The organism is Paracoccus liaowanqingii (assembly GCF_004683865.2).
GTDB classification, from domain to species: Bacteria; Pseudomonadota; Alphaproteobacteria; order Rhodobacterales; family Rhodobacteraceae; genus Paracoccus; species Paracoccus liaowanqingii.
Genome location: NZ_CP040758.1, coordinates 26,433 through 42,917 on the forward strand (window position 1 = coordinate 26,433; position 16,485 = coordinate 42,917).

A 16,485-nucleotide genomic window follows, 5' to 3' on the forward strand; every position below is an offset into this window, starting at 1 on the left:
TCTATTGCAAATAGCATCAAATTCTGAAAAAAGACCGGCCAGATTCATCGTTTACGGACACAGCATGCAAGTTGTAGGTATTTGTCGATTTTCCCTGCTAGGTCGGGGTGACTGGGAGGTTTACCAGGGAGTAGCGGAAACTGAAATCAAAGAGATTGCTGCCCGACAATCGGCACTGCTGTTTGCACCGTCCCGGATGGAAAGCCGTCTTGCGACTTTTGAACATTTGACTCTTGCATCGCTGCAAGCGCAGACCGATAAGGATTTTATCTTCCTGGTTCTGGCGTCAGAAGACATGCCAGAGATTTACCGGCAGCGGCTTTCCGACATCTGCAGCTCGGTCCCGCAGGTCATCCTGCGGTTCTTTCCGATGATCCATGTCGGAGATGCGCAGAAAGCTGTCTTTTCGGAGTTGTCTCTTGATCTGAAAGAGATGCTGCAATTCCGTCTGGATGACGACGATGCCGTCTGCACGACTTTCATTCAAAGCAAGCGAGAAATTGCAAGACTTCTGGCCCCGCGGAAATTGCCGTTTTCCCTAAGCTTCCGCTCCGTGATGTATTGTTCCATCGGAGGGGAGTTCAAAGGAATATATTCCTGGGATTCTCCGTTCTTCAGTGCAGGTGTCGCTCTTTATCACCCCACTCGAAGCATATTCGGATTCGGTCATTATGCACTATCATGGCGATTTACCAGTGTCATCCTTGCAGACGGTATGTCGCTTGCAACCCATAACGGACATAACGATACCCAATTCAATGCCAGTAGAATTCGCCGGCAGAAATTTCTGAAGATGGATGAGAGCGCGGTGGCAAAAACTTGTGCAGAGCAGTTTCCCTTCCTGACCGCAGTCGGAAAAGAGCTTGCGGGCTTGCCTCTGTAAGGCGGGGATGTCGTCCAGCCCTCATGTGGCGTGGAAAGAGGTTTCCGGTCGTCCCTCAAGGTTGATCAGGACCTGACACGTAAACGATGGGGTGGACGCCCCCCCGGCGGCATCGAATGTGCCATGGTGGAGGGTGTTGAAACACCGCTACGGAAGGGGGCCGTGTCCCAGCAGTTGGTGTAGGAAGCCCCGCGCGGAGCCCGGCGTAGCGTAGCGCGCGGCCGGTGATGACGCTGGTGGTCACTGTCGATCTTCAGAATGGTTTGGGTTGCGAGACCTTGAATTAGATGGAGATGACGATGACCACCTCTGCCTTCTCATCCTGTTCCAAAGCCAATCACAGTTTGCTGACGCGCTCCCGGCCCTTGCCTGCAACGATACCACACTCGGCGAGGTGGCCGCGAAGCGCGTTGATAGTTTGCATGCGCTGCCCGATGAGCAAATCCCGCAACCGCAACACCGTCCCCAAGCCCTGCTGTTCTGGCGTCCTTACCTTGACAAAGCGCAGGGTGGGACGGCGGGTTGCCTCCCATATCGCTTCGGCGTCCGCCATATCATTTTTCTGGTTTTTTACGTTGGGCTTAACGAATTTGGGCGCGATCAGGCGAGCTTCATGGCCCAGATCTGCTAATGTTCGAGCCCAGTGATGCGATGTGGCACAGGCCTCCATTGCAACCTGACAGCCAGGGTGCGCCTGTATGAACGCGAGGAACCGTTTACGCAATAGCTTCTTGCGAAACACCACCGCTCCCTCGGCCGTCGCACCGTGAACTTGAAAGACCTGCTTGTCCAAGTCGACGTCGATGATCGATACTTCCTTCATAGCTCAATCCTCCTGATCCCGTCCGGATCACAGTGGCACAAATGCCGTCAGGAGGGGCTACCAACCCATCATCAAGGCCTGTCAAGTGTCTGATAAGACTATTGCGCGAGGTTACGGGTATGTATAAGTGCGAGAACAATTCGCAGAATTTCTGAAATTGAAATTGCCCAGTTCTAGACGAAAATAGTAAAAGGTGGTCTAATAAATGCCCTCAATTGATATTGTTAGAACCGACGGGAATCCACATGAAACCGTCAATGGTATTCGCGAAGATACAAACTCTCGCGGAGCTGATTTGCAAGGTTCTACGATCACGGCTACATATGCTGACGGTTCTACCGAAACGCTGACATGGCGTGCATTCGACCCTTATACTAATGGTGGAGCTACCGGCACAGACATCGAGATGTCATACGGCTTCGAGTGGCATGAGTTGACGACAACTAAGCTTCTAACTTCGCTTCAAATTGACTTGCAGCCCGCCAGCTCTGTCTTCGACACGACTTTGGCCAATGAAAATAATCTAGATGAAAGCTCTACACCCGGCTCACTAAATGGCTATCCGTTTTCATTGGCTCCGGAATATGAGGAAGCTGCCGGTGAAATATCTGTAACGTATTCAGGGATCGTAAATCTAGAGGGTAATTCAGCCGTAGGAGACCTTTATACGACGATGGTCGTTGATTTCTCCAAGCTCCCTGCGGGCGGCCTTCTGGGTGATCTAAGATGGAACTCCGACATCGACACGATGAGGGAAGCCGGTGATTTGGTACCATCGCCAACCAGTGTTCCTTGTCTTGTCCGTGGAACGCTGATTACTACAGATCGCGGTGATGTGCTCGTAGAGGACTTGAAAGCAGGCTGTAAAGTTCTGACCCAAGATAATGGTTTTCAAGAACTTGTTTTGACGATGAGCCGGATCATAGACACAGTTGGACTCCGGAAAAACGAAAACCTCTATCCAGTACGGATCACTGCTGGAGCATTGGGTTCGGGATTTCCCAAAAGAGATCTGGTTGTGTCACGCCAACACCGCATGGCTGTAAATTCCAATATTGTTAAGCGTATGTTTGGGTCCGCGACCGCGCTCGTAGCTGCAATAAGATTGACTGAGTTGCCGGGGATTTATATCGACAACACTGTCGAGAGCGTCGAATATTTTCACCTCGTCTTCAAACAACACGAAGTCGTCTTTGCTGAAGGTGCACCAACCGAGAGCTTTTTGATAGGCTTTGAAGCAAAAAATATTCTAAGCAAGGCACAGCGGGATGAATTTGCAGCCCTCTTTCCAGAGGTTGATGAAATCGGTTATCTTGAAGCCCCAGCACATACAATTCCTTCACGTATGCTGCAAAAGGAACTGGTCCGACGGCATATGAAGAATGCGAAGAACCTTCTTTCACTATAGGTGGGGGTTGTTGCAGAACTCACCTTTCAAGGTGAGTTTCCCTTACCCCCCTAATCTCATGCCACGCGCCTAATCTCGGCGGTGCCGAGTGCGTTGAAGCGGTTCATGAGTGCGACGCGGATGTGGACCTCAGCGCCTTGCCTGTCTGGGTCTCGCGAAGCGATGCGCTCGCCGAAGGATTTGAGGCAGCGCATCTTCGCTTCGATCCGACTTCGGACGTGATATCCGAACCAGTGCTTCCAGTTGGCTCGCCCGAAGCATTTGCTCGCACGCAGGATGTCGTTGCGGGCACGGGCGGCAGCGCAGTCCTCCTTCCTGAGGCGCCCGTTCCTGCGTATGGGTATGACGAACGTGCCGACGCGATCCACGATTGCGGTGTGGCGACGCCGGATGTCGAAAGCACCGTCGCCGGTCACGGTGCCGATCTGTTCATCGGGCGGGATCGGATGCAGCAGGTCAGGCAGCACAGGGCTGTCACCCTCACGGCTTGAGGTGAATTCCACCGCCCGAATGTCGCCGGTGGCAGTATCCATGGCCATGTGGACCTTGCGATACTGGTGCCTGCGGTGGGTGCCGTGCTTGCCTCCGTCGCCCAAGAACTTGATCCCGGTGCTGTCAACCAGTAGGTTCAAAGGATTTTGTCCGCAGCGGTGGGGGATCTGCACAGCAGGGTTTTCTGCCTTTGGCTCATGGGTGGAGAAATCCGGCAATGGCCAGTCGAGCCTAGCCATTGCCAGGATGCTGGTCACCATGCCGGTCATTTGCCGAAGTGGCAGGCCAAAGAGCACCTTCACCATCAGGCAGAAGTAGACCGCAGCGTCGGAGAACACGGGCGGGTGGCCAGGTCGCCCCTCCCTGATCGCCATCCAGGCCATGTCCTTGTCCAGCCAAATCAGAAGCGACCCGTGCTGCTTCAGGGCGTCCTTGTAGGACTTCCAGTTCGTTGTACGGTAGCTGGCAGGCTCGGGCTTCGTCATGCAAGGACGCTTAACCTACAGCAGCCCCCGCGTGGATCCTCACACGGGAAAGTTCTACAGCAACGCCGGTCCACTGAGGAAAAGCGGTCTTTGGTGGAAGCTTACCTTAGACGCCGCCAGGCAGGTGATCCTGGGCCGCGATAACCGATAGTGGCTGTTTTCTTCTGGTAGCGCCGGTTCGTCCTCATAAAATTCGCTGTCAAGCTAACCTCAAGGTGAGACGATTATCCACCTATAACCTAGCGGTTGCAATTGGGCAGTCAAGCAGGGTAAATGCTTCTCAACGATCATAGCATTCGCAGATTTACATGCTTCATAGTTTTCGTGCCCATAAGGGTGTCAAGTTGCTCGAGCGGCCGCACGGCATGCTTAGGAAGGTACCGCTAGCGGACGTGGTAGCCCACAACATGGTGAGAAATCCACGGCGTCGTCAGGCGTTAGATGCTCACATTTCAGACTATTATTGGCATCGGCGGATGATCAACGGCTTCGCGATAAAAACGATCTTGGCTGAAGTCGAGAAGCCTAAGCAGAAAAAAACTTATCTCACGACGCGGGGCAACGCGATCCTGAATGGCGCATCAGGAACTCGTGCAAGAAACGACCTGGGAAAGACTTTCGAATTCTCGGAAGAACGCATTGACTACTTCCGCAAGACTTACTGCGATTTAGTTGATCCTTCATCGATAAAACTCTATGCATCACCTACAAAAAAATTCTGGATAGAATCCAAAAACTACCACAATTTTTTCCACTTCTTGACTGAAAGCTTTCATTTAGCGTTCTCATCCTCGCTGGCGCAGATGAATGTTCAGGAGATTAAGTTTATCTCCAAATCAAAGCGGGTAGGTGATTTTGTCAAGAAGTGGGTTGAAGAATGCCAGGAGATCATTGGCGACGACGTCAAGATTGAAACCCTCATAAGCCCTGATCTCGACAACGCTACTTCCATCTTGTTACCAATGTCATGCGAACACCTCCTCTATCAGTTTTTAGGTGATCATCACGAGCTAATCGAAGCTGCTCGACCGGCTGGTAAAACTTGGACCGGTTATGACGGGATTCCTCATCCGGTAAAGATACTTCAATTTAACTCCTATGATGAAAGCCTTGAGCACTTCCGTTGTAAAGTCATTGATCTTGCGCAGCGCAAAGTTTCTAAGACATGGGCTGATAAGATATACGCGATCCGTTCGAAAAGCCTTTTACGCAGCAGAACTATGAAAGGCGAGGAAGCGCTTATCGAAGAATTAACTAAGCAAGGCTTCGAGGTCGTCTGCTTTGAAGGGATTTCGCCTCTAGAACAGGTGAAATGCATAAGCGGCGCTGACTGTGTAGTTATGCAACATGGGGCAGGTATGACTAACATGCTCTTTGCTAAGTCCACTGCGCACGTTTTTGAGCTCGGCACCTTTCAAACGGGCTTTGCACGATGGAGAGACTTTATCCGGATCTCCCAAGTTTCAGGATGCCACTATCACCACATTTTTCTAGACATGGAATACCCAAATGAAAACACCGACCCGGTTTTCGCAACGGACGGACTAATCGCACCTGTGATTTCCGAAGAAGATGTCGAGCGCCTCGTCTTGTTAATCCGCTCAGAGATGAAAGATAAGAGGCCTGGCGTGCTCACAGGTCTCCTTCGCCACTGCGAGTTCTTCATGGACCGCGGCGCCTACAAACACGCATATAGGCTACTAGATGCAAATGCCTCATTCTTCGAATCGACCGCCGATTACTGGAACCAGAGAGGTATGCTGGCCGAGGCCTGTCAGCATAAAGAACAAGCTCTAGATGCGTTCGAAAAGGCTCAGAGCATTAGGGTCTGTGGGGATTCACAATGCGGCACCGATATCCTCGCCCCCAGCTTCGCCCATGAACGCACCGTCGTCTAAATTATCCGAGACGGCCCCCATCCTCCTTACTTGCGCAAACAGGCCGTCACAATGAAACCGCTAGACCTGTCAGGTCGGGCCTGACCCCATGCACTAGTCGGTCAGGCTGCCTGAGGCGTGGAATGGCTGCCCACGATGCGGTGGAGGCGATGCCGATTTTCCGTGGAGTACGCATATATTGAGGATGCCGATCCCGCTTGCCAGTCGGCGGTGGCGCCCAGATCGATCTCAGGATCGAACCAATTCGCCACTGAGCCGCCCTGTTTCAGGGCTTCATGATAGACTGACCAGCTCTTGGCCTTGTAGCTCAAAGGAATGGGTGAGTTCATGGAACTTAAGTTAACACATCAAATTAAACAGATTAATCCTACCTCTACCGTTGTGCAGCTGCGCTCGGATCTCTGCAAATGCCTGTGTCCTTTATGTTACGCGCCAGATCTGTAGAGCATCTTCCGGATTCTTATTAACAATTTCTGATTGCATGCCTTACATTATTACAATCTAAGATAAAAAGGTCATTTAGGAGAAATGCGGATGAAGAAGATCGTTTCCACTGCGGTTCTTTCGCTCATTGCCATGCCGGCATTCGCTGGCGGTCTCACGGTCCTACAACCAGAGTCGTCTGCCGCCTATGGGGCTGCGGCTTCATCTGCTCCCCTCGCCCGCAACTGGTCCGGCTTTTATGCTGGCGCGCAAATTGGTTATGGAACTCTCGGTGCCAGCGTTGATCTGGAGAATATTCCAGGGGTTGATTGGGCTCCCAAAGCAAGCCTGACCGACGGTGATTTTGCTTACGGTCTGCACGCGGGCTACAACGCTCAAAGAGGTCGTTTCGTATACGGTGCTGAGTTTGCAGTGTCGTCGGGCAACAGCCGATTGGGCGGTAGCTATGAAGGTGTGGAGGGCGGTGCTGAAATGGACCGTACTTCGCGCATTGTCGGTAGGGTAGGTTATGATCTCGGCGATGCACTAGTGTATGCGACCTCTGGTTTGGCCCGCGCTAAAGTCAGCACCTTTGGTCTTGCAGGAGATGAGTCATACACCTTTGACGGCTACGTCCTTGGCGTCGGAATTGACTTCCGCGTGACGGACAATGTTCTCTTGGGCGCTGAGTACGTACATGAGCAGTTTACAGATTTCCGTGACGCTTACGGATTTGATGGTAAATTTTCAACCGCCAGCCTTAAGTTGTCCTATCAGTTCTGATGGGCGTTGATGATGTGACCGCCCCCCGACGGCATCTGATGTGCCAAAGTGGGTCTGCAACGATCCACAAAGGGGAGCGGTCATGTCGGAGATTATCACGGTCGGGCTCGATCTGGCGAAGAATGTGCTTCAGGTGCATGGAGCCGACGGCGCAGGGCGGACGCAGGTGCTGGAATTTTCAGCCGCCCGCCACTTTGCGTCGTGGCGATGGACGCTTGTGGCGGCGCGTATTTCTGGGACCTCGAGATCGGAAAGTTGGATCACGACGCGCGGCTGATCCCGCCTGCTTACGGGCGTACTGTTCAATCAAGTACAGGCATAAGGTGACAAAACGATGGTGAACGTGACGATTTGATTGGCACCGCCTGCCTGCGAGCCTTTTGATGGCCAAAAAAACGTGCATAGCGACGTTATCAAACGCGAGCAATATCGCCATGCCGCCTGCATTTGACTGGTCGTCACCTTGCAAATAGGTCGAAAGTGAAGTCCAGCACTGCGTACTCATCGTCATTTATTGCATTCGACGCTTTATTCCAAAAACCGCCAATACGCACTTCTATTCCTTTTGCAAGCTGTGCCGATATGAAAACACCGCGCAGAGTCTCTTTTCGCGGCTCCCCCAAAAACACTCCTCCTCGCCTTATATCTTCGACGTAGCCGACCTCTATTTTTCGCATATTAATTAATTTGGTTGCTGATACCTGAATTCGCTCACGCGGGACGAACGTACTTTCCACTTCTTCCAAGAGGTCTATCTGCGCGCTAATAAGCGTCGCATCTCCCATAAGAATTTGATGCCGATAGGCAGCGGAAATCTGTTGATAATCGCGACTGTTAGAAGCTGCTGTTTTTCTCAAGGTCATGCGACTACTTTGAAAATAAGTTCCCAAATTGTAGGCGAACTCGGTTCCGATATCAATATAAGCTTCGTCCTGACGAGAAAGACTTGTTGCCCATCGACCGACCGATCCACAAGCAAATGCTCGAGATGTGCTGGACAAGAAATAAGTAAGACACGGCTGTACTCTCAACGACCACTTGGCGTAATTGGCATTCCATGCGTGAACATATCTCGTTGCATGATTGAGGGCAAAAGCAACTTTTGGAGTTAGTCCCCATACGTGACGCCCATACAGAGAGGCCCCGACAATTGGAGCCGATTTTCGTCTGAACTCCTCGTCGACAGAAAACTCTAAACCTCCGATCACAAGAGTATCTTGCGCGAAACCATTATTAATATTTCTATCATAGCTAATGATTGGCGTCAGGTCCCATTGGGAGCCTCGCCGCTCTATGTGCGAACTGCCAAAGCCTTCATGATAGGCGAGTTGCCCGGCGAGGTTCCACACGAGTGGTACATGTGCGTCAGGCCTGAGCATCTCCTGTTTGATTAGATTCGGAGCAATAATAAACTGCTCCCTCGTCCAAGCATTAGCTTCGTCAGAGGCTAATGTAGGAATGAGGAGGCTGCTAGCTACCAGAGCCCTGATAAGATTTATCATTTTTCCGGGATATCTGCCGACGCCATAGAGGCGCCGGCGGCTGTGTGTCAACGTTTCAAAACCATCTCACCGCCGATAAAATCTACGCCGCTTGGAGCCTGAAGCTGAGCAGCAATCACGCCATCAACGATCTGTGCATTTCGGCCAGAGAAATCCCCGTTGACAGTGCCCGAAACTATCGCCCGTTCACTTTCAGTGGTGATGTTTCCGGCGAGTTCGGCACTGTAGCCCGTGTCGCGAATCTCGCCGTTGCGGATCGCGATATCACCACTTACACCCGTTCCGTCTTCCGCATGAAAGTTGTGTAAACGTCCTGTCATAGTGGAATTATCGAAGTTAGCTTGCAACTGAGCAGACGATAGAACATTTCCATCTCCGTAGGCGGCAACACCCCTGTAAGTTGCAGTGCCGTCGGTCGGCATCTGTGCATTTGTCGTATATTCAATGTTTTTTAACTCTTGCAGGATAGGCGCCCCCCGGACGGCGAGGGCGTTGTAAGAGCCGGGCGTGCCACCGCCGCCGCCAGGCAGGGCGAAGCCACCACCGCCACCGCCACCGCAGGCGCCGAGCATAGAGACCGCTATGCCGCAGGCAAAAAATTTCATCACGATAATGATCCCTCGCTCATATATCCACAGGTTGAACGTTATCTAACAAACGCACGCATTAAAAGAATTTTCTGGACTTGAGGGTGGCGTCCGTCGAGCGTCCCTGATCGCTGTGGTAAAAGATGCTGGGCGATGATTTACTACTTTTCTTCCGCGACTGGATTGAACTGCTGGCGGGCGACGAAGTGCTGGCCACCGCAATCCTCGACCGGCTGCTGCACCATGCCCAAGTCCTCAACATCAAGGGCCGCAGCTACCGGCACCGCGATTCTTGGAGATGCCCTGGAGGACTTATCCACCCCATCAACACGCAATGACCCCAAGCCCGCTCGGTCGCGCGACACCTCGTAACACCAGATGTCGCCTTAGCTCGTAAAGCTGGTTGTCGCTTGAAACCTGCCCGAGGGGATCAGTTGCCGTACATTATGTAGGATGCGACATGCGGTCTTTCACGAAACTCTCGATTGCCAGCATTGATTCCTTTATATCTATTTTCCAGCGTTTTTGCACTAGTCTTGGATCTTCAGGATCTTCCTCTCCCAAGAGAACCGCGTAATCAAGCTTGCAGGATGAGAACATGTTGCAATGGGAATCCAGAAATTTCAGGCCACTTTCAATGTCCAGTACCTTGGTTCCCTCTTTGCAAAAAACCGTATTGAACATTCCCGCCCCACCCAATCCAACGATGGTAGAAGCGCGAGCAAACAAGTTTACCTGCTCTACAAACGAAAGAAGTTCCGGCTCGACAATTCGGAAATCTAGCTTTTTGATTTCATCAATGAAAATTTCCTCGTTTAAAAGACCCCTGTAGGCGCCATTCTTTGTTCTGGACAGGCGAGAAACGAATATTCTTTCGGAAGCACTTCCCTGATTCTTGAATTTCTCTGCTACCCACCTGATTGCAGGGAAATAGCTGTCCCTCAGGTACAAATCACGGTGCGAGGCCCGGTGAAGGGTCAGGGATGCGCATCTGTAAATTTTCTCCAGGTCGTGCTCGATCAGATCGGCGTCCGGAATGCCGAGACCGCGAAGAATTTTTCTTTGCCAAGGCCTAGAACAATGACACATGAACTTATCATAAAGATGCCTGTTTTCCAGAAACTCATGGACCGCAGGGATGACGATGAACAACCACATTCCGTAGTTGACCGGCTCATCGGAGGTTCCAAGAAAGACCCGAAAGTCCAGATCCACCGAAGAGTAATAATACAGGCGTTCGATAGTGTACTTTCCTCTTTCTTCGGCAGGATGTATTTTTAGTTTTCGAGATTTTCCCGACTGGAAATTTTCGGCGCTGGATTTGGTCCTTGCGAATCCAGTCGCAAAGTATCTGTTAAAAATTTCTCCATCCTTTATGATGAAGTCTTCGCCAAGAAGCCTGCACTCCTGGAATGTCTCCAAGGTTCGTTTGTGGACGTTCCGTTCAGCGGCCATGATCTTCGAAAGACCATGGCTGCCCATTACAGAGGGAGAAAAATTATTCAAGAATTTGGGTGGGGTTCGTCTTATCTTCTTGTAGTCGTCGAGAAGGCGGAAATCAGTTTCCAATCCATGGCCGCTCGAAGACCGGAGCTGGTCTAATTCTCTAGACTTCACGTCAATATCTTTCTTTCTGAAATGTGCTGTCCATCACGGGCAGTGACCAATATTTAATCTAGATTGTCCAGTCTGAACGCCTGCTGGGGCCTTGACCTCGTTTTCCGAAGATGCAGAATTTTCCGCATTTTCTTCGCGGGACCCATATGGATCATGCAGGAATATTGCGGTTTTCGCCGGCCATAAAACCCCATTCGCTAAACGTCTGACCGCCAGACCGCCGAAATCCACATCCGCGTCGCCCTCATGAACCGCTTCAACGCCCTCGGCACAGCCGAGATCGTCCGGGCAGTGTGAGCATGTCCGGCAATATTCGCATGAGCCACGTCGTCGCTGCACAGCTCGCGATCCATGCAAGCATGTTCCTTGCTCGTACGAAGGCCGAAGAGGCTTCACAGAGCGGGACCGAGCGGGGTGTGGACTTGGGGGGGGGCAGTACCTGTTCAAAGGTGGTCTGATTACGTCTCTGTACGTGACCCGGGCCTGGCAGGATCGCGATGCGAGCTCCGGTCTGTTCATAAATCCACGCAAGGACGATCGCTGGTCCCTCACAGGTCGCATCCGGCACCGGGATTTGACCTTGCGGGGCTTAGCGCCGACGCTGGAGCTGACTTACGAAGTACTGGGTTCAAGCATCCCGCTATACGAGTACAGGAACATAGGCGTTGCGTTCGGCCTGTCACGCGACTTCTAACCTGGACGGTGCCGACAGCTGAAGAGGCGTCCTTAACCGGCGGCCCTTACCGGGCAGCTACAAAGTCGCCCGATATGACCCCGCCCGCATCACTGGTTTCGCCCTCCATGACGCCCACAACATGCGAGGCATGATCCCCGTCCAGGGAATTATGAAAGCTACCTTCAGCATTTCCTGCGATCCAAACTGCGACCGGAGGATTGGCGGGATCGACCATCCCGACAGGGGAGCGCTCGATATTTCCAAACATGTCAGTGGCAAAAGTTCCCGCGTGGGGATCAATGGACCCGTTCGACAGTTCAACCTTTCCGTTCAAATCATAGTTTAAGGGATCGTCGTCCACCCAATTGGTCATGGACCCGCTCAGCTTATCTTCGGAAAAGTCGGCAGTGATCCGAGCATCTGCCGTTCCGGAGAAGGAGCCGAAATCGGCTTTCGCCACGCCTTGGTAGGTCGCCATCCCGGAAAGGTCTGACAGGTTGCTGGTTTCGGTAAAATCCGCTTCCGACATCAGCCGTGTATACTCTTCTGAGCGGCTGAAATTCTTCTCGACGCCGGTGTCTGTACAAGCGGTTAACAATGCAACGACCGAAGCGATAGCGGAAAGCGACGAGGTATGCGTTAGCATGACTAAGTCCTCAAAACTGCTTGCCGTAGATGCAATTCGCCATCGGTAACCGGCGAATTCTTGGCTTTCAAGCTCTCCTGCAGTCTACTCTTCCATAGGTAGAGTTCGTGGTAGTTCCGCCACGCCTCTGCGGGAAATTACCTTATCAACGGCCTACTGGTCGCAGCATCTCAGCAACCAAAGGCTGTCAATTGCGGCTAGACCGTTGCAACGGTCCGGTCGCGCTGTCAGCCGCTTTGGGTATCCCGCAGCAGTTCGACCAGGACCGGGTCGAACTCGTAGCAAGAACGGTATTGTCAAAGCGAATAAATAATTTGTCGCAAACTAGGAAAGCGGTTTTCTGTAATTTGGCGGAACAGTTCGGCGGCATCGGGCGGAAGAGAAAATTGGCCATCTTCGTCGGCGTGATCGTAAAGTTTTGCGATTTTACGGACCGTTTCTTTCGCATTGCCTTGATCAAGCGTGAACGGGACTATGCTGGCGTGAAAGGAGAACGGCATTTCCATCAGCGAGACTGTCTCTCCTGCTAAGGAGATCGCCTCGACGTGATCTGTGGCATTGCCGGCACAATAGATGAGGTTCGTTTTAATATTTCCTTCAAAAGCGATCCCTCTCACATTTCCAAGTCTTTCCATCGTACGACGCAAATTCTCGTCGGTCGTCAATCTTTTGAGTAATCGCTTGTACGATGGAAAGGAAAGGTTGTCGTTTCTTGGATAGACCCGTGTTTGCGGACTGAAAGTGAGGCACCGAACGATCACGTCCGACGTTCTTGCCAAAATGGCGCCGCACATCATCGCGCCGTAACCGCCCTTGCTGCTGCCCAAAAGCACGACGCGCCTAGCCGAGACGCGCCTGATAGCTTCCCTTATTTTCTCCATGGCGTCGTCACAGACTTCGACAAAATAGGTCTGCGTTTCGTCGGCAAGCCAGAGCACGCTACCATCAAAAGGATAGTTCGTCAGCGTCAACCAGCGATGCGGCGAGAAGACCACGGTCAGGAGGTCGCCTTCTTCATAACGAAAGTGCCATTTGATCTCTGCCAGTGTCTCTACCGATCTCGCGCTGGACTGACGATCTCGTCGAAGTATTCGCGTTCGATGTCCCAATTGTGGGTATGGTGGCTCGCGATTGGCTGGTCCCGGAAATAATGGGTCGTCTGCCGCACCTTCTGATCGTTCAAAGAGAAGCCAAAAACGTTTTTTTGATCCTGCAAGCCTCCCGCGAGAAAATCGAGCCAAGTCAGCATCACGATGCCCGAAGAGGGGTTGCGCTTAGTGCGCGCAATGGTCTGACGCAGGAACTCCTCGGGAAGGAGAGTGATGCTTCCATGAGCCTCCACCAAATCGCGCAGGTAAAAACCGCTGTTGGGCGTTCGGTAGAGCGCGTTGGAGCCACTGATGATCACGTGTTCCAGCCCAGGAGTTTTGTCGGTCCGCTTCACATCATAGTTTTGCTGATTTTTTACCCAGACATTCTGTTTCCAGCCGTAGTCACCCGCAAAATTTGCATTTGGCCGACCCGTGTTGAGGCGGATAACGATCTTTGCCTTGTCGATAACGCTTCCAGTTCCGAGGCCGACCTGCCGCGGACCGTTGCCAACGATCGCAAAGCTGTCACGGTTTTCACGGAGATGGCGCGAGAAATGGCCCTCCTGCCCCGTGATAAAATCGACGAGCTCAGCCTCCGCTTCTGCCCACTTCCATTTTATGTGCCCTTCCCGCACGAGCAGCCTTGTCAGGGCAGGAATGCGCAGCCGCCCCCAGATCCCTGTCGACGCCGAATTGGCCATCTTGAGCAACGTCAGGGCATAGCCGTACTCGCCTGCATCGCAAAAAAACGCTGCCATGATCAACAGTTGGTTGGGCCTGAAAGGCATTTTCTTAGAAATCAGCCGCTTGATTTCATCGCGGACCTGAAGAGTGGTTCCGAACGATTTCCATTCGTTCCTGATCCATCCCATGACAGCACCTTGAGATGGTTCGATCTGTAAAGCGACGGCTTGAGCGTAATCCGCTCTCGTCACCTCGTCGAGCACCCCGAACAGTCGCCCGAGTTGGCCGCGCTCGTAAGAGAAACGGTCCTCCTTTTCGCCGAAATGGAAGTCACGTTCCCTGACGTCAAAGACGACCTCTTCGCCCAAGCCAGCTATCTTCCACAGGGCAGCGTTTAAGGGGATCAAGACAAATGGCCAGCGGCCATTCTGGGTACGGATTTGCCACAGATCGTCGCGAACGGTTTCGAACAGGTCCTGAGTAGGACCACTTACGACCGAACGAGCGACTTCATGTGCAATATGCTCCGAAAAGGTGACGTTGACGATACTTCCGGCGCATTCGAGTCGAGCGAGGACTGTTCCGTTTTCAACGGATAGATTGACAATCTTTGCCTCAGCCCTCTCAAGCAGCCGCGCAATCCCGGAAAATGTTAATTTGCTTATGTCTTTATATTTTGCGTTTTGTAATTCTGATAATGCATCCACGGACGCAACGTCCAAGGGTGAGATGCCCAGAGTTTGATTTTTACTTTCATTTTCAGATGATTGAACGGGTTCTGCCTGCCTGGACAGCGTGAGGAATTTTAACATCTTATTGTGCATTGATCGCGGCTTGCCCTTTAAAGTTGTGACCTTTATGCATCCTTAAAAGAGGGCGTCAACTTCTTCTCGAGGACAGGACAAATTGGAAACAACAGCAGTTATCGTGGCCCGTGGCGGTAGCAAGAGGTTGCCTGGCAAAAATCTCTTGGATATCAATGGCGAAACACTGATTTCAAGAAAAATACGACAGTTGCTGGCTGTCTCTAACATTGACCGGGTTGTCGTCGGCTCCGATGACGCCGACATCCTGGCCGTCGGCGAAGCCTCTGGTGCAGAAGCAATCCAGCGGCCGGACTTCTTCTGTGACGAAGCGCAAGCCACCGCTAACCAAATGATCGGCAACATGTGCGAACTCATCGATACGGACGTCGTAGTCTGGGCTCATTGCACGAACCCTCTGCTATCCACTGGCACCTACGAGCGGGCGGTCAATGCTTATGTCGAGGCCGGTGCAGCGGGGTACGACTCCTTGCTCAGCGTGTTTGCTCTTCGCGAGCATTTGTGGGACGCATCGAAGAAACCCTTCAACTACAATCCCTACGGGCCTGTACACCCGCCCGCTTCCAGCCTACCTCCTCTCTACGCGCAAGACGGGGGCATCTTTATCCAACCTCACAAGCAAATGCTAGCGAATAGGTATTTTTTCGGCGCCGTTCCTTTCTTGTTCGAAATTCCAACTGATGAACTGATGGATATCAACAATCCCCATGATTTTGTTCTTGCAAAAGCATATATAGAAAAGACGGAGGGGGCGAAACCTTAGGCCTAACGGCACAAACATAATTGAATGGGCCAAGCGGCGTGGCTCGCTGAAGATCTGATTTTATTTTGCCATAATTTGGGAAGCTGCTCCAGCAGAAAAGCGCAACCGCCCCATGCGCGAGGCTATTTTGCGTCTGATAGCCATGAAATGAAGGGAAATATCAAAGTTTGCGAGAAGCGCTTGTTCAGGTGTTACAGCTAGAAAATATTAAAAAAATATTTTTCTAGAAATTAAATAAGCTCATTCTTTAACCAAGGAGTGTAAATCACACTCAGAATTTTCATCAAGAGATGTTTCAAAGAATATCTTATTTCTTTTAATTCGTTCGTCCGTCCAGTCCCACCATCTTATCTCGAGGCTTTGCTTAATTATGTTGGGCATAAATCGATACCTGATTATTTTTGCGGGAACCCCTCCGACGATAGCGAACGGCGGAACATCTGAAACTACCGTTGCGCCAGCTGCAATTACTGAACCGTGACCGACTGTTACACCTGCAAGAATATTTGCCTTGTCGCCGATCCAAACATTATGTCCTATTTCAACGCGGCTTCTGACAAATGCAGAAACAAACCCAAATCTTTTATTAAAATTTACTTGTTGATTGGGCAGGTCAGTACGATGATTTCCTGAATGAATTGATACAAATCTCCCAATGGCACAATATTTACCTATTCTAATATTTCCTCTAGCATTAAAATAACTATTGATGGCCGTATGTCTGCCGCAAATAATATTTCCAGTGATCATCCACGTGCCTCGATCACCTTTAATAAAGCCAGCCTTAATCATTTCAGGATTATCTAAGTTAAATGCACTAGATAGCTCTTCTGCTGAAAATATGCTCACATATGCCTCTCAGAATGATGTGCTTGTATCTTTTAGAAATATTTTTGCAAT

General features: G+C 51.4%; 15 protein-coding genes and 2 pseudogenes. 8 read left to right on the forward strand and 9 right to left on the reverse strand.

Going from position 1 to position 16,485, the window contains the following annotated elements; translation table 11 throughout:
* Nucleotides 1–64 precede the first annotated feature (64 nt).
* A complete protein-coding gene (locus E4191_RS16175) occupies nucleotides 65–883 on the forward strand; it encodes a glycosyltransferase (RefSeq protein ID WP_139615535.1) in 819 nt (272 codons plus the stop codon).
* A 337-nt stretch (nucleotides 884–1,220) separates the two neighbouring features.
* Here E4191_RS16175 and E4191_RS16180 read toward each other — a convergent pair whose 3' ends face one another.
* Nucleotides 1,221–1,706, reverse strand: a complete 486-nt coding sequence (locus E4191_RS16180) for an IS110 family RNA-guided transposase (protein ID WP_139615536.1) — start codon at nucleotides 1,704–1,706, stop codon at nucleotides 1,221–1,223.
* A 205-nt stretch (nucleotides 1,707–1,911) separates the two neighbouring features.
* Here E4191_RS16180 and E4191_RS16185 point away from each other — a divergent pair, with 205 nt between their 5' ends.
* Nucleotides 1,912–3,114, forward strand: coding sequence for a Hint domain-containing protein (locus E4191_RS16185; RefSeq protein ID WP_139615537.1), 1,203 nt, complete (start codon nucleotides 1,912–1,914; stop codon nucleotides 3,112–3,114).
* A gap of 56 nt (nucleotides 3,115–3,170) precedes the next feature.
* On the opposite strand, the gene E4191_RS16190 is transcribed toward E4191_RS16185, so the two are convergent.
* Nucleotides 3,171–4,091 carry an IS5 family transposase gene (locus E4191_RS16190; RefSeq protein ID WP_139615538.1) on the reverse strand — a complete coding sequence of 307 codons (921 nt, stop codon included), beginning with the start codon at nucleotides 4,089–4,091 and terminating at the stop codon, nucleotides 3,171–3,173.
* Between the two features lie 392 nt (nucleotides 4,092–4,483).
* Between E4191_RS16190 and E4191_RS16195 the strand changes: the two genes are divergently transcribed.
* The 3 genes and pseudogenes from E4191_RS16195 to E4191_RS16205 form a co-directional block, all read left to right on the forward strand.
* Nucleotides 4,484–5,989 (forward strand): glycosyltransferase 61 family protein, encoded by a 1,506-nt coding sequence (locus E4191_RS16195; RefSeq protein ID WP_176562760.1) that lies wholly within the window; start codon nucleotides 4,484–4,486, stop codon nucleotides 5,987–5,989.
* A 534-nt stretch (nucleotides 5,990–6,523) separates the two neighbouring features.
* Nucleotides 6,524–7,195, forward strand: coding sequence for an outer membrane protein (locus tag E4191_RS16200; RefSeq protein WP_176562761.1), 672 nt, complete (start codon nucleotides 6,524–6,526; stop codon nucleotides 7,193–7,195).
* Nucleotides 7,196–7,277: 82 nt separating this feature from the next.
* A pseudogene (locus E4191_RS16205) lies at nucleotides 7,278–7,486 on the forward strand (IS110 family transposase); the annotation flags it as partial.
* A gap of 167 nt (nucleotides 7,487–7,653) precedes the next feature.
* Here E4191_RS16205 and E4191_RS16210 read toward each other — a convergent pair.
* Together E4191_RS16210 and E4191_RS16215 are read right to left on the reverse strand one after the other, a co-directional pair.
* A complete protein-coding gene (locus E4191_RS16210) occupies nucleotides 7,654–8,748 on the reverse strand; it encodes a hypothetical protein (protein ID WP_139615541.1) in 1,095 nt (364 codons plus the stop codon).
* Entirely contained in the window at nucleotides 8,745–9,305 is a 561-nt protein-coding gene (locus tag E4191_RS16215; protein WP_139615542.1) for a HupA family protein, read from the reverse strand. The genes E4191_RS16210 and E4191_RS16215 overlap by 4 nt, the downstream gene beginning before the upstream one ends.
* Before the next feature lie 149 nt (nucleotides 9,306–9,454).
* Between E4191_RS16215 and E4191_RS16220 the strand changes: the two are divergent.
* Nucleotides 9,455–9,622: pseudogene (locus E4191_RS16220) on the forward strand (ATP-binding protein); the annotation flags it as partial.
* Nucleotides 9,623–9,728: 106 nt separating this feature from the next.
* Here the strand turns inward: E4191_RS16220 and E4191_RS16225 are convergent.
* Nucleotides 9,729–10,901: a glycosyltransferase family 61 protein gene (locus E4191_RS16225; RefSeq protein WP_139615544.1), complete on the reverse strand. Its 1,173-nt coding sequence runs from the start codon at nucleotides 10,899–10,901 to the stop codon at nucleotides 9,729–9,731.
* Nucleotides 10,902–11,358: 457 nt separating this feature from the next.
* Here E4191_RS16225 and E4191_RS24870 point away from each other — a divergent pair, with 457 nt between their 5' ends.
* Complete coding sequence (locus E4191_RS24870) at nucleotides 11,359–11,595, forward strand: surface lipoprotein assembly modifier (protein ID WP_407947082.1); 237 nt, start codon at nucleotides 11,359–11,361, stop codon at nucleotides 11,593–11,595.
* Nucleotides 11,596–11,641: 46 nt separating this feature from the next.
* Here E4191_RS24870 and E4191_RS16235 read toward each other — a convergent pair whose 3' ends face one another.
* The 3 genes from E4191_RS16235 to E4191_RS16245 all read right to left on the reverse strand — a co-directional run bounded on the left by E4191_RS16235 (nucleotide 11,642) and on the right by E4191_RS16245 (nucleotide 14,810).
* Complete coding sequence (locus E4191_RS16235; protein ID WP_139615545.1) at nucleotides 11,642–12,223, reverse strand: hypothetical protein; 582 nt, start codon at nucleotides 12,221–12,223, stop codon at nucleotides 11,642–11,644.
* 296 nt (nucleotides 12,224–12,519) lie between these two features.
* Nucleotides 12,520–13,218, reverse strand: coding sequence for an acetylxylan esterase (locus E4191_RS16240; RefSeq protein ID WP_139615546.1), 699 nt, complete (start codon nucleotides 13,216–13,218; stop codon nucleotides 12,520–12,522).
* 56 nt (nucleotides 13,219–13,274) lie between these two features.
* On the reverse strand, nucleotides 13,275–14,810 hold the full coding sequence (locus E4191_RS16245) for a glycosyltransferase family 29 protein (RefSeq protein WP_176562763.1): 1,536 nt from the start codon (nucleotides 14,808–14,810) through the stop codon (nucleotides 13,275–13,277).
* Nucleotides 14,811–14,904: 94 nt separating this feature from the next.
* On the opposite strand from E4191_RS16245, the gene E4191_RS16250 reads away from it, so the two are divergent.
* A complete protein-coding gene (locus tag E4191_RS16250) occupies nucleotides 14,905–15,585 on the forward strand; it encodes an acylneuraminate cytidylyltransferase family protein (protein WP_139615548.1) in 681 nt (226 codons plus the stop codon).
* Between the two features lie 240 nt (nucleotides 15,586–15,825).
* Here the strand turns inward: E4191_RS16250 and E4191_RS16255 are convergent, their stop codons facing one another.
* On the reverse strand, nucleotides 15,826–16,434 hold the full coding sequence (locus E4191_RS16255) for a CatB-related O-acetyltransferase (protein ID WP_139615549.1): 609 nt from the start codon (nucleotides 16,432–16,434) through the stop codon (nucleotides 15,826–15,828).
* Between the last annotated feature and the right edge of the window lie 51 nt (nucleotides 16,435–16,485).